Origin of the sequence: Pseudanabaena sp. FACHB-2040, assembly GCF_014696715.1 — a bacterium.
In the GTDB taxonomy this organism is placed as follows: Bacteria; Cyanobacteriota; Cyanobacteriia; order Phormidesmidales; family Phormidesmidaceae; genus JACVSF01.
Map to the genome: position 1 here is coordinate 1 of NZ_JACJQO010000026.1, position 13730 is coordinate 13730.

Consider the following 13730-nt stretch of genomic DNA (forward strand, 5'->3'; position numbering starts at 1 on the left):
AGTTTAGCCCCTACTCGCTCTTACTCAGCAGCGGTTGCTTACCTTAAGCAACTGCTCGTTTGTTGTGTCTTCCGAACCTGCCGCTGCTTGCTCCAGCTTAGTTGTCGTTCTAGCGCGTCAACTACTCACGCAACTAGACAGGTAATTGTCACCGGTTTGCCAAGGCAGTTGACATTCCACAGAACGCAAACGTTTTGCCGCCAAAGGTGCCATTACCACTGTCAAAGAGCGCCCTGTTTCCTGCTAGCCACAGCCGGGAACAGCGTCAAATTGTCTGAGGTTTGTATATCCCAAATAATTTCATCCTCCTGACTAACTACTATTAAGTAGTTAGTGGGTTTTGGAAGGGGCTCAAACGCTTATACAGTCTAGGTTTAAGGTAACTTTTTGGGGTTTCGATAGAAATGGAAAAGGTTTCTACTCATTAAGTTATTAAGCTTGTACTGAGGTAATCTAATCAGGTTTTAAGGGTCGCCTATGGGCTTTCAAAGGGGCGAGAATCCGAACTGTCTACTGCTGGGCACGAGGATTTGGGTGGAGCCCATTCGAGATTTGGCAGCCATCACACGCATCAAGAAGCTGCTGCGGCATTAGAACAGCATCGAGGGATTGTGTTACGAAAATCAAGTGTGAGTAGAATTCAAAGCAAACTGGTCGCTGATTGTGCCGTTAATCGTCCTGCGTGAGACCACCCAACTCACACACATCGACATTCTCATTTTTCCTGGAGGTGCCGTCTGCAAATACGGTCTTGAGATTGGATACGCAGGTCGCTCCAGCCACAACCGTTATACGACGAGACTCTGTGGGCTGGAGAGGCTGATCCAGGATATTTTTTCCCCTTATGCTTTTATTGGCTGCCTCAATATAAAATTCGACAATTGGAATGGAGGATTCGTTGCTCAAGGTAAAGTGTGAGTCTTCTGCATTCGTTCGTGTCGAAGTGCTGCCAAAGTTCGCGGGGATCGAACAAGCAGCCAAAGACAGCGCGGTCACGGGAATTACCAATGCCAATGCAAGTGTTGAAAGGTTCATTTTGGTACCGGAGGGTGTTTACTATGCGTGTCACTCTCTTCGGGATGTCCATCGCACACATCGGGATGACAAATTGCTCCAAGAGCAACAGGGAGATCCCTTGTATCAGCTGCTACAGCCGTAAATATCTAAATTCCTGTAAAGCTCACAAGAATTTACAACACGGTTTAATCAAAGCAGCGGTCATGCTAGGACAGAGCATCCTGCTCATATACTTCTAGGTTTGGGGCGTTGCTGAATAGAGGGATGGCTTCACTCATATTGAAATGAAGCGTCAAGGATTCCAGGTATTGCTTCATCCCCAGGATCAGCAACGCCAGGTTTGGTTCACTACATGCAGCACTTTGAGTAGCTGCCAATCAGGCAACTACTCAAAGTCATGAGACTGGACTATGGTGCCTGCTTTTTCAGGGATACAGTTTCTACCAAGGCAATTAAAAACTCGTTTTCAGTCTCATGAAATCTCGTCGTTTCGGCTCACTACAGCCTGTATGACTTAAGCAAGATTTAGGCCAGCGACTTTTTGAGACAGCTTGTCCTATCGTGAAACTCTGCTTATTGCTGGAGCTATCTGGCGCTAGCGACCAAAATTACTCCAATTCTATACATAGGTCAATCCAAGCTGCTTTTTAAGTTCATCGGGAATGTTTTTGGCTTTGTCTACTTCTTCCGGGGCGGGCCAGGTTGTACTTTGGTCAGATTGAACCCCGCTCAGGTTGGAACTGCTCAGGTCGGGCCTCGCGCTCTGTTTAGAGGTCGGTTTCTGCCAGTGCCTCAACCGCTGCCGATAGGTCAGACTGTAGCTGCTGGGCCAGATGGCTTAGGTAAGATCGGGGTGACTGCTGGCTCTGGCCACCATTCAAAAATCTGGCAAACTTGAGCGGGGGTTCCCACCCAAGTTTTTTTATGGCCTCGGATAATTGCGTGGAAGGGCAAAAGGCCCGTCAAATCACCTAAGCATTGACCACAGGCTGATCATTGACGATCTTGCTGTCACCATTGACAGCAAGCTTTTCTTGCAGTGCCGGATGCTCAAAACGCTCCAGAAAGATGTCTACCATTCGTCGCTGTTCTTCAACATCGACAATATTAGCCAGCATCTGGGCAAGCGGGTCGTTGCTGATAGTTGTTAGCAACGAGGGATTCGTGCGGATGGCTTCAATGACTCTAGTGTTTTGGGTAGTACTAAATAGGTAATGATGCGTTGTAGTGATGGATGAAATTCCACAGCAAGCCGATGTGGTTGCGCGAGCACTTCGAAAACGCAAGGCTACGCCTGACAAAGCGTGAGACTCGTTGCCTTAAGGTGTTGTTGAACCGCTCTATATAGCTCGTTTTGCCACTGTCCTTACTCACCTTTGAGGTGAACGTAATCTTGAAGCCATTGCTCCGAAACCTGTGCTGCTCGGGCAATTCCAGCCATTGAAAGGCGCTCTAGCAGAAGACGGTCAACCAAGTCCCGAGTAGCTTGGTCGATTCGCTTATCGGTAGGGTGCTCGACGAACTGATAGCCGCAGTTACGGCACAGAAATCGTTGTTTACCCGTATGGATACGTCCATTCCTAACCGTGCGGGATGAGTTGCATTTTGAGCAGGTTGGCATTGCTCTCCGGTAGATAGCTTCCCTCCTACCCTAACAAATCGATCATTACCTCTGGAGTTCTACCGACAACCCGTCTAAAATTCAAAGCTAGATAAACCCCCATGATTTATCTTTTTTAGCTTTTCTAAAGGTGCTGACATGCTCATCGGCTATGCACGGGTGTTTAAGGCAGATGGTTCACAGCTACTTGATCTGCAAATGGATGCCCTGGTTCGAGCGGGCGTGCCTGACAGTCGGATTTACTACGACCGGGTTTCAGGCAAGAGAGCCTAACGGCCTGGTCTCGATGCCTGTCTCAAAGCACTCCAACCTGGAAACACGCTAGTCGTTTGGAAACCTGATCGCTTGGGACGAGACTTGAAACACCTCATCAACACTATTGATGACTTGCGACAACGGGATGTAGGCTTCAAAGTCCTCTCTGGAGCTGACGCAGAAATTGATACGACCACTGCCAATGGCCACTTGTTCTTCGCAGTCTTTGCAGCACTGGTAGAGTATGAACGAGAACTGATTGCGAATACCGGGACTCGGTACGCTCTAGCGATAAGCACTTCGTCAAAACAAGCGGTCCGCGGTGGCTAAGTCTGCTGCTGGTGCAGATTAGCTAGGCAGGACAGGTTTGGGCACTGCCGTTTTTGACTGTGCTGGCTCCATCAGAACGCTACAACCAGCAGCAAGGACATCGACACAAAGCGTTAACTGCACTCTGTTTTTGCGATAGAACCTTTAATATTTATCTCAGCATTGATTGGTAATGGTTTGAAAACATAGATTTAGAGGCCAGTAAAAATTTATGGAGACTGCGAAATCTTCCTCAAAAGGTGTCTCCCTTCGCCTTCTATTAGTTTTGCCGTTTATGATCCAGATTTTTGCTGCGGTAGGAATTACGGGTTGGCTATCGCTGCGTAATGGTCAGCGGGCGGTCAATGACGTTGTATCCCAGTTACAAAATGAGGTTACTGCACGAATTTCTAAACATTTGGCAGACTTTGTTGCAGTCCCCCAAATGGTTACAGAAATCAATGCGAGTGCCATTCAATATGACACGCTAGATTTGCAGAATGCAGCGGTCTTGGAGAGTCATTTCTGGCAGCAAATGCGGGTGTTTGAGACCTTGCGACCGATCGCCTTTGGGAGCGCGCAGGGCACCATCCACGCCGTTGACCGGATGCCAGATGGTGCTCTGGTGATTCGGGTGATCGATTCATCCACCGACGGTGCGTATTACACCTACAGCATTGATCCTCAAGGCACCCGCGATCGCCTGCTAAAAGTTAATGATAGCTTTGATCCCCGTATCCGCCCTTGGTACACCAAAGCCGTTCAAGATGGCAAGCCGACCTGGACTGAAGTCTATCCTTACTTCTCAACGTTAGGATTGGCGATTAGCGCCACCCATCCCCTCTATGACGAAACCGGACGTTTAGTAGGCGTGACAAACGCCACCCTGTCGCTGGCCAAATTAGGCAACTTTTTAGGCAGTCTGAAGATTGGGCGCTCGGGTCAAACTTTTATCATGGAGCGTTCTGGTAATTTGGTTGCGAGTTCGACCACGGAACCACCGTTTCTCTTGCTAGAAGAAGGGAGTGAGGAGAAGCGGGAACGGTTAGCGGCGATCGCTAGTGAAGATGCCATCACGCGACTCACTGCCCAAGCTCTCAAGGACAATTTCGGAACCTTCAACAATATTGACCGGAGTCAGCAACTCGTTCACACCATTGACGGCAAAAAATATCTGATTCAGGTGACGCCCTTTAGCGATCGCTATGGGCTGGATTGGCTCATAGTAGTCACGGTGCCGGAAGCCGACTTCATGGAATACATTGAGGCGAATACCCGGACCACCATTTTGCTGTGTTTGCTGGCGCTAATGATTGCCACCGCGCTAGGAATTTGGACATCCCGCTGGATTGCCCGCCCAATTGTGCAGCTCAACCAGGCAAGTCAGGCAATCGCCGATGGCAAAATTGACCAGCAAGTGACGGTCAAAGGTATTAAGGAGTTACAAACCCTCGCTCGTTCTTTTAACCAGATGGCCTATCAACTCAAAACGGCGTTCACAGATTTAGAGGCACGGGTAGAGCAGCGCACCGCCCAACTGCAAGAGGCCAAAGTGGCAGCAGAGGTGGCGAATCGAGCCAAAGGCGAGTTTTTGGCGAACATGAGCCATGAACTGCGGACACCGCTCAATGCCATCCTAGGGTTTGCCCAAATGCTGAGGCATCAATGTATCGAGAACGCTGAGCAACGCAATGGCCTAGACATCATCAGTCGCAGCGGCGAGCATCTCCTCAACTTGATCAATGATGTGTTGGATATGTCAAAGATTGAGGCAGGCCAAACCTCGCTAATGTTGGATAGCTTCGATCTCTACGAGATGCTGCGCCTCATTGAGGAAACATTTCAGCTGCGGGCCAGCACTAAAGGGGTATCCCTGGTATTTCGGCGATCGGCCGAGGTTCCTCGCTACATTCGTGCTGATGAACGCAAGTTGCGGCAGATTTTAATCAACCTGCTGAGTAATGCGATCAAGTTTACTGAAGCTGGATCGGTCGTTCTGGAAGCACAGGCCACCGTTCCGGTCACTTCCGCTGAAGCCACCGAACCCGCTACTTTGCCAGTCACCCGCCTGCATTTCGCCGTTAGCGATACGGGGGCAGGCATTGCGTCGGAGGATCTAGAGCGCATCTTTGAACCCTTTCTGCAAACCACTTTGGGAGAGCAAGCTGGACAGGGAACTGGGCTTGGGTTACCCATTAGCCGTCGGTTTGTCGAGCTGATGGGGGGAGCAATGGCAGTGGACAGTACACCGGGCCAGGGAAGTCGATTTTACTTTGAAATTCTAGTTAGGATCGCGGCTGCCAGCGATCTGCCGACGCCAGCGCCTAAACGGCGTGTGGTTGGGTTCATGCCGGGTCAGCAAACTTACCGAATTTTGGTGGTCGATGATCGCTGGGAAAATCGCCACTTGGTAGTGCGCTTGCTGAAGCCTCTGGGTTTTGCGGTGCAGGAAGCCGAGAATGGTGAAGCGGCAATCACGAGCTGGCAACATTGGCAACCCCATCTCATCTGGATGGATATGCGTATGTCCATGCTGGACGGCTACGAAGCGACCCGCCAAATCCGGACGTTGGAGCAGCAGGCAGAGAGTGATCGCCCGTTGGTGAAAATCATTGCGTTGACCACGAGCACCTATGAAGAAGAACGATCAATCGTGCTGTCGGTGGGCTGTGATGATTTCGTTCGCAAACCCTTCCAGGAAGAAACTCTCTTCAGCAAGATGACCCAACATTTAGGTGTGCAGTTTCAATATGTCGAGCTGGAGGCAGATTTTCCCTCTGCAGCGGAGCCTGCTTCGCAATTCTCTACCCTCACGGCAGCCGATCTGGCAGTGATGCCGGACTCATGACGCATAGAACTTTATCAGGCATCACAAACGTTAAATGCACAACGCATCTTATCCGTTATTGCCAAAATTCCTGCTGAACATCACCCTCTAGCCAATCAGCTTCAGACCGTGGTAAGTAACTTCAGGTACGACATCATTATTGAATTGAGTAAACCCAAAGTTTAAAGTTAAGCTTCAAATTTACCCGTGAGGTAATTCCCAAAAGATAACGATATTGAATACCGATGCATTTTATCAAAAGAATCGAAGCTAACACCATTACTGGAGTAGGTTACTACCAACCATGTCTGCACCCGCAGAGGCGACTTCAATAACCTCAGCCAAAGTTCTGATCGTTGATGATACGCCAACCAACTTGCGACTGCTCTCCAACACCCTCATTCAGCAAGGATATGACGTTCAATGTGCGATTTCGGGTGAACTGGCGCTGATCGGCGTACGGGCAAGCAAACCGGATATCATTCTGCTTGACATCACAATGCCGCAGATGGACGGTTTTGAGGTATGTAGACAACTGAAGGCGGAGAGTACGACTCAAAATATCCCAGTGATCTTTTTGAGTGCCTTAGACGATTCCTTTGACAAGGTTAGGGCATTTCAAGCGGGAGGCATCGACTATATTACGAAACCCTTTCAAGTCGAAGAAGTCGTTGCCCGAGTTGCCAATCACCTCGCCCTACAACGTGCTCAGACAGCGATCTTGAGTCTCAATACAGAATTGGAGCAGCGAGTTGAAGAACGCACGCAATCCCTTCAGCAGCTCAATTTAGAGTTACAGGCTAGCGAGGAACGCTTTCGCACCGTTGCTAATGCCGCCCCTGTTTTAATCTGGATGGTTGGTATTGACGCTTCATGCCAGTTTGTGAACCAGCACTGGCTGAACTTTACAGGATGCTCTTTTACAGAAGTCCTCAACCGGGGATGGGTGAGCCGCATCCATCCAGCAGAGCGATCGCAGTATGAGCAACTCTATCAGACCACGCTGGAGCAGCATCAACCCTTTACATTGGAGTATCGTTTGCTGAACGCCAATTCGGAATATCGCTGGATTTTAGAAACGAGTGTGCCTCTGTATGAGGGGGATGAGTGTGTGGGGTTTATTGGCTCTGGCATCGACATCCATGATCGTAGGCAAGCCGAGGAGCAACTCATTCATAACGCGCTTCACGATAGCTTGACTGACTTACCGAACCGTGTACTGCTGATGGAGCGGTTGGAACTTTCCCTTAACCGAATGGGCCGATCGAGTAGTCTCCATTTTGCAGTTCTGTTTCTGGATTTAGATCGCTTCAAGCTGATCAACGATGGGCTCGGGCATCTGGCGGGCGATTGTTTACTGGTTCAGTTTGCTTCCCGATTGGAGCGGGTGATTCGCCCGACTGATCTGTTAGCGCGATTAGGAGGAGATGAGTTTGTCTTGCTCCTAGAAGATATTAATGGTTTACAAGATGCTGTCCATATAGCAAATCGAATTTTAGAAGAGCTGCGATCACCATTTACGATCGCAGGCCAAGAAGTCTTCTTAACGGCCAGTATCGGCATTGTTCTAAATGCGCCCCACTATTACCAGGGAACAGAGCTATTGCGAGATGCCGATACGGCCATGTATGAGGCCAAAAAACGCGGCAAAGCCCGGTACGAAATATTCAATTCAGAAATGCACCAAGTGGCGCTCAAGCAACTCCATTTGGAGAATGATTTGCGGAAAGCACTGGAGCAACAGCAGTTTGTGATCCACTACCAGCCGATTGTTGATCTTCACACAGGTGAATTGGTTGGTCTTGAAGCGCTCGTCCGGTGGCAACCGCCTCAAGGCATGGTGCTCCCCAACGAGTTCATCCCCGTTGCTGAAGAAACTGGGTTGATTATTCCGTTAGGTGAGTGGGTGCTGCGAACGGCGTGTTACCGGGTTAAGCAGTGGCAAGAGCAGTTTCCTAGGGTATCGTTGCGGCTCAGCGTGAATCTTTCAGCAAAGCAGCTTCAGGAACCCACTTTTTTGACTCAAGTTGATCGCGTCCTTCAGGCAACAGGGTTATCGGGACATCACCTGACGTTAGAAATTACGGAAAGCATGTTGATTGAGAACGTCGAAAATGTCATTGCGATCTTGCAGCAGTTACGCGATCGCCAGATTCAAATCGATATTGATGACTTTGGAACGGGCTATTCATCCCTGAGCTATTTGCACCGATTCCCGATTCATGCACTCAAAATTGATCAGTCATTTACTCAGACGGTAGACGTGAACCCCAACATTGTGGAGGCCATCATTTCTTTAGGCCACGCCCTTGGGTTGGATGTCGTCGCCGAAGGCATTGGAACAGCGGAGCAGCAGTCTACTATCAGAAGCTTGGGTTGCCGATATGGGCAGGGCTACTATTTGGGACGCCCTTTGTCCACAAATGAAATGGACCGCTTCCTGTCAACTCAAACTCAACTCCCTTGATTGCTCCGACTTCGCGAGCTGCAATTTAGGGCGATCTGGTTCATTTGTCTTGCCCGCTTAGCTGCTAGACGCGCAACTAAGCAACGACAGAATGGGCCTTTCAGCCAGCGAAACGGGCAAAAACAGGCTTTGTACTAGTCAGCTCTCAGAAAATCTAGTCCGTTTCTAGGCCAGAGGGTGTACTAGCGGGACCCTTTGCCACGTTAAGGCTTTGGTGGACTGGCTACTCTAGAGCCTTCTTAAAGGCTGTCATTACCCTCATCAGGCTCGTGGCTATGGGTAGCATCAGACAACTCAATCCTTGCGATCGCACTTTCAAGTTCTCCTTGTAGTTCCTCTGCCGATGGCAAGCTACTTCTTAAATCTGCTGACAAGTCCTTCTTCGTCTTCTTGGCCACACTCCTCGCAACCCGCCAAAGGGGATTGACAATGGCTCACGGCTGAGTATGGTTCTCACCATAGCTGTATCCGACCAGCCTTCTTTTCTCTCCCGGCCTTTCATTGGAGATTGGCCTAATGGGCAGTTTTGGCATAGATACTAATAGATGGCGTGGGTAGCGTTGATCCGACTTCATTTGGGTTGTTGTTCATGAGCGCTAGGTAGTTGCCGCGATCGCTAAACGCAACCCGATAGCCATGAGGCCAGTCCTGAACTTCTCCAGTTCTCACACTGCCCAAGCGCGCTCCAGCCACCTGCCCCCCGAAAAAATAGCTATCGCCATCTGGACTTAGCCCAATGGCATCATCTGATCGATCAGCCGGTAGCTCAGTGCTGGTCACGCGCGCGCCCGTTTGTGAATTCCAAGTGACCAGCAGTCCATCGTAAGGCGATCGCGTTAGCACATTGAGCAACCCATCGTTTCTAAAGACCATATCCATCCCCCAGAAGAGGACATCTTCCGGCGGCAGCGTCCTAGCATACTCAAACATGCCGCTCTGATTGAGTCGCCATAGGTCTACACGACCCGATGAATCATTTGGGTATATCTGAATGGCTAAAAATTGACCATTGGGGCTAATGGCAAATCTACCGCTGGTTTCTAGAGATTGCACCGCTTCACCGTTCGCCGTGTTCCACAGAGCTAGTTGTGGCGTAGAAGCGCCGTCTTGCTGTGGGTTCACAAACGTTATGATCCGCTGATTGTCATGGCTAAAGGCAATCTGACCCCCATCGATGGCTGACTCTGCCCTGCTGATTGTTTTTTTCCACAGCGGCTGACCTGCCTCGATAGTCCATGCCGCTAGTTCCACGGTGTTTGTGGGAGAAGTTTGCGCGATCGCCGCCACCTTCGTCCCGTCCTTGCTGATCGCCGCCCCATCAAAACGAGTCTGATCACCAGCGGCAATCTCCTTGATTAGCGCCCCTGTTTGCGTATTCCATATCTGAAGCGTTGCACCGTCTGTGGTCAAGGCCAGTAGCCGTTGTCCATCCGCGCTAAAGCTAAACCCTGCCGCTGCCGTTGGCAGGGTTGTTATGGGCGCTTTATTCCAGCGAGCACCAGTTGCTGCCACAGGTTGCGCCCTACCATCGTTGACCAGCGCCCGATGGACAAAAGCCGCCACCTCAGCGCGGGTCGCTGGGCGATTGGGCACGAGTTGATCGAGGGCAGGATAGTTAACAACGATGTTGGCGGCTCTGGCAGCAGTTATGCCAGGGCGAGCATATTCCGGAATGGCATCAGCATCTTTATAGGCAGATAGGTCCGCTATACTACCACCCTGATATCCCAATCCATTGGCGATAGAAATCAGGGCCTGTACGCGGGGTATCGGTTGATTGGGCTTAAACTCATTCCCCAGATATCCTGAGAGAAAGCCCGCAGTGCGAGCTTTAGCAATATAGCCAGCAGCCCAGTGATCGTTAGGCACATCCGCAAAGGTTGGAGTACTGGACTGCGTTGCATTCAACCGCTCATTCGGTACTTGAAAAGGTTGCGCTGACATAAACGCTTGATTCAAAATCGCCGCAAACTGTGCGCGGGTTACGGGTTCGTTAGGCTGGAACGTGCCATCGGGGAAGCCGCTAATTACACTGAACCGTGCCAGGCCTGATATGTACTCATAAGCCCAGTAGTCGGCAGGGACATCTCTAAAGGAGGTGCTTGGCGCTGGGGTGGGTGCAGGCACTTGTGCAGGCACAGGCGTTTGCGCTGATACAGACGCACTCAAAGGTGTGAGTAAGCTGAGGCTCAAGCTAAGCGCTAGGCCGAGGCAAAATTGTGATCTCAAGCGCATGTGGTTATTCGCGGGTAGTTTAAGGGAGTAGCAGGTCTCATATTCCGTCCATCTGGAACGGACTAAATTTATAAGCTGAGCCTATATCGAATAATTAGCCAGATTACCCTAGTGAACTGCAATTGGGCTGAAAGTGATGAGCAGATTTCTAGCTGGCACTGCTGACCCACAAAATCAAGTACTGAGAATCCATAATTGTCCGCGCGAAAGCAACAATACAGCACCGCTGTAGCGCGTCTGGCCGGTGGATGTCCGCTCGATGGAGGGGTTAGGCAACGCCATGGTGACGCAGAACAAGGCCCGTAGCAGCAAACGCCTCGTTCCCCGCCAAGCGACCAGAAACCCGCTTCACCACTTCGAACCCTTCGCTAAGGTACAACTGTAGAGCGGCTTCATTGCCTTCGAGAACGTCGAGCGAAACCGGACCGGATTCACAAGAAATTGCCTCACGCACCAGCCGCCTCGCGACTCCGCGGCGCTGATGCCGCGGGCTGACGTAGAGCCAAGTGATTTCGCCTTCAGCGATTGCGATGAAGCCCAACGGAATGCCCTCGTCATCCGCGACCAGCACCCTACCATCAAACAGGCCCTCACCCTCTGCAGTCTCCTCAAGCGTCAGAAACGCGTCCATCAACCCGCTCGCCTCGAGTTCTTGCTTGCGCGCTTCATCATGGATCACACATAGATGTGGCCAGTCGGACGATTCGTACTCGCGGATCCGCATACGGTGCCTAACTCGTAATTAGAGGAAAAATTTCTGCCTAATCCCCCATGCGGGATCTTAGGTGGAAATCTGTCTGCCTAACCCCCCCCACCGACATCTCAAAATGATTTGATACTGAATACCAACAGACAAACTCTTAACCACTGCCTCAACAGATAACCTAAGCAGCACAACGACCAAGCTCACTCGCCGCCGGAAGCGGAGCGAGGAACGAGCGAAGCTGTAGGCGGTCGGGTGAACTTGGTCGTTGTGCTACGGTTGGAGAGTTCCAGCTTGGTTGATTACTCGCTCAATTGCCTCACCATGACGGCCACTCGCACATTGTTATATTCGGTCGTCTCGATGACATTCCAGCCAAGACGTTTATACAAACCTCCGTCCAAAGACTCGGTTTGCAAGTAAAGCTCCTTGACTCCAAAATCGTTGGCGATTGCAGCAATCTTCTCAGCCAAGACCGACCCTACACCATAACCTCTGAACTTAGGAGCAACAAAGAGGCTCCCCAGCCAAAACTCCCTTTCAGGATAAATGCTCATCTCGCGCAATTTGAACTGAGCAACGCCCAGCACCCTATCCTTTGAAACCGCCAGAATGTGGAAAGGAGGTTTATGACGGTTGAGTTTGCCTCTTATTCTTTTAATCGTTTTCTCAACCGAGTTGCCAGGCACCTTGCCCCACTCTTCGTAATACCACTGCGCTACCGTCGGGATGGCATCTTGTCTGTCTGCCAGAAACACGAAAGCTAAATCCTCATCGGATATTTTCATAGTTCGTGCTCCTATCTATTCGTCCTATTTAAATGTTGCGCTGCCGTCAAGCCGCACGCCGCAGCAGAACGTTCCCGACCAGCGGCGGTAGATCACTTCGAACTTAGCACTAGCGGCTCCCGTCTGTCCGCTGCGTTGGGGTTGTTATGCGCCACTAGTGGGTCTAAGCAAAGTAGGTTGACCAAACAGATGAACTTGGTTCTTGAGAATGACTATACTCTCTTCGTCATTACATAGGTAAGTGTCATAGTTTCGTTGTGTCACAAGCTTGCGCGCTCTATGGAGTTCTGCCTGCTGCTTTGTTGCATGGGGCACAAACATGAAGTTGACTAAGCCAAGCGATGAGAAATCACCAAGTCCGACGTGGTTTACGTCGCCACAAAGGGCTGCGGATTCAATCGTTGGGGTAAGAAGCATTGCACCAGCACTAATCCCAATGAAGGCGTTGCTGATCCTGGGGATGAAGCAATACCTGGAATCCTTGACGCTTCATTTCAATATGAGTGAAGCCATCCCTCTATTCAGCAACGCCCCCAATGAAGACACCACCCGATTGAGCGAACTTGATCATTTTTTCGCCTAGACCACGAGACTTTAGTGAATGAAGAAATCGGTAAGTGTTACCTCCAGATAGATGAACAATCGGTTTGCTGAGCACCCTATCCATTAGAGTTTCATCAAAACCACTCTCAAAATCAATGTAAGTATCAAGATTGACCCCTATAGATTCATAGCCATCTCGAGCCTTATTGAAAAAGTACCGCTCAGCGTCCGGCTGAGATGCTATGAAAGCTGCCGAAGTATCTTTAAAGGAAAGCGATTCAACAAGAAACTTAACCGCTGTAGCACCGCTTTCAGTTTCTTGAGTACTAAGAAGGGCTAGTTTCATTCACGTACTAAAGGATTGCAACTTGTCTCCAGTGATGCTTCAACGCTCTCAAGTACTTTCCTCTTGGGCTAGTTATTGGCCCTGCAGATTCCAAAGCCAAGCGGTACCGTCTCTTTCGCCTGTTGCGAGGTGCTGTCCATCGGGGCTAAAAGCGAGAGACAAGACGCCCCCCTGATGCCCCTCTAGCAGTGCGAGTTGTTGGCCCTGGAGATTCCAAATCCGAGCGGTATCATCGCCGAGTCCAAGGGTCGCGATATGCTGTCCATCGGGGCTAAAAGCGACAGACAAGACGCCTCCCTGATGCCCCTCTAGCAGTGCAAGTTGTTGGCCCTGGAGATTCCAAATCCGAGTAGTGTCGTCGAATCCAGCTGTTACAAGGGATTGGCCATCGGGGCTAAAAGCGATAGAAGAGACGATCCCCTGATGGCCCTCTAACAGTGCAAGTTGTTGGCCTTGGAGATTCCAAATCCGAGCGGTACCATCTTGTCCGGCTGTTGCAAGGGATTGGTAATTGCTCAACCCAGTAGCCAATGGGACTGCTGTGAGGTAAGGGCGCGGGAAATGGCATCAAAGGCAGAAATGCCCTGACGCTTAGCCGTGTTGACGAACGAACGCACCA

The 13730-nt window shown here is 50.4% G+C and carries 9 protein-coding genes and 3 pseudogenes; 4 read left to right on the plus strand and 8 right to left on the minus strand.

All coding sequences use genetic code 11. The features are described from left to right. Positions 1-669: 669 nt before the first annotated feature. The 3 genes and pseudogenes from H6G13_RS26030 to H6G13_RS26040 form a co-directional block, all read right to left on the minus strand. The gene (locus H6G13_RS26030; RefSeq protein WP_190488418.1) at positions 670-1035 is read right to left on the minus strand and encodes a hypothetical protein; all 366 of its coding nucleotides are present in this window, start codon (positions 1033-1035) and stop codon (positions 670-672) included. 953 nt (positions 1036-1988) lie between these two features. Next, entirely contained in the window at positions 1989-2171 is a 183-nt protein-coding gene (locus tag H6G13_RS26035; protein ID WP_190488419.1) for a hypothetical protein, read from the minus strand. Between the two features lie 49 nt (positions 2172-2220). Next, positions 2221-2638, minus strand: a pseudogene (locus H6G13_RS26040) (hypothetical protein). 138 nt (positions 2639-2776) lie between these two features. Between H6G13_RS26040 and H6G13_RS29575 the strand changes: the two are divergent. The 4 genes and pseudogenes from H6G13_RS29575 to H6G13_RS26055 form a co-directional block, all read left to right on the plus strand. Continuing rightward, positions 2777-3157: pseudogene (locus H6G13_RS29575) on the plus strand (recombinase family protein); the annotation flags it as partial. Between the two features lie 2 nt (positions 3158-3159). Beyond that, a pseudogene (locus H6G13_RS29580) lies at positions 3160-3342 on the plus strand (hypothetical protein); the annotation flags it as partial. A 155-nt stretch (positions 3343-3497) separates the two neighbouring features. Further along, positions 3498-6050, plus strand: a complete 2553-nt coding sequence (locus H6G13_RS26050) for a hybrid sensor histidine kinase/response regulator (protein WP_199306907.1) — start codon at positions 3498-3500, stop codon at positions 6048-6050. Positions 6051-6333: 283 nt separating this feature from the next. Further along, entirely contained in the window at positions 6334-8496 is a 2163-nt protein-coding gene (locus H6G13_RS26055) for an EAL domain-containing protein (RefSeq protein WP_190488420.1), read from the plus strand. Between the two features lie 513 nt (positions 8497-9009). Here H6G13_RS26055 and H6G13_RS26060 read toward each other — a convergent pair. The 5 genes from H6G13_RS26060 to H6G13_RS26085 form a co-directional block, all read right to left on the minus strand. Beyond that, complete coding sequence (locus tag H6G13_RS26060) at positions 9010-10635, minus strand: S-layer homology domain-containing protein (protein ID WP_190488421.1); 1626 nt, start codon at positions 10633-10635, stop codon at positions 9010-9012. A 364-nt stretch (positions 10636-10999) separates the two neighbouring features. After that, positions 11000-11455, minus strand: coding sequence for a GNAT family N-acetyltransferase (locus H6G13_RS26065; protein WP_190488423.1), 456 nt, complete (start codon positions 11453-11455; stop codon positions 11000-11002). Positions 11456-11736: 281 nt separating this feature from the next. Then, complete coding sequence (locus H6G13_RS26070; protein ID WP_190488424.1) at positions 11737-12222, minus strand: GNAT family N-acetyltransferase; 486 nt, start codon at positions 12220-12222, stop codon at positions 11737-11739. 517 nt (positions 12223-12739) lie between these two features. After that, positions 12740-13111, minus strand: coding sequence for a Type 1 glutamine amidotransferase-like domain-containing protein (locus H6G13_RS26080; protein WP_190488428.1), 372 nt, complete (start codon positions 13109-13111; stop codon positions 12740-12742). A 72-nt stretch (positions 13112-13183) separates the two neighbouring features. Continuing rightward, positions 13184-13642 (minus strand): WD40 repeat domain-containing protein, encoded by a 459-nt coding sequence (locus H6G13_RS26085; RefSeq protein WP_190488430.1) that lies wholly within the window; start codon positions 13640-13642, stop codon positions 13184-13186. Positions 13643-13730 lie beyond the last annotated feature (88 nt).

What these genes read in the sequence shown, in the direction of transcription:
- H6G13_RS26050 (WP_199306907.1), top strand. Translation starts at nt 3,498, where the DNA reads ATGATCCAGATTTTTGCTGCGGTAGGAATTACGGGTTGGCTATCGCTG.
- H6G13_RS26070 (WP_190488424.1), bottom strand. Translation starts at nt 12,222, where the DNA reads ATGAAAATATCCGATGAGGATTTAGCTTTCGTGTTTCTGGCAGACAGA.
- H6G13_RS26065 (WP_190488423.1), bottom strand. Translation starts at nt 11,455, where the DNA reads ATGCGGATCCGCGAGTACGAATCGTCCGACTGGCCACATCTATGTGTG.
- H6G13_RS26055 (WP_190488420.1), top strand. Translation starts at nt 6,334, where the DNA reads ATGTCTGCACCCGCAGAGGCGACTTCAATAACCTCAGCCAAAGTTCTG.
- H6G13_RS26030 (WP_190488418.1), bottom strand. Translation starts at nt 1,035, where the DNA reads ATGAACCTTTCAACACTTGCATTGGCATTGGTAATTCCCGTGACCGCG.
- H6G13_RS26080 (WP_190488428.1), bottom strand. Translation starts at nt 13,111, where the DNA reads ATGAAACTAGCCCTTCTTAGTACTCAAGAAACTGAAAGCGGTGCTACA.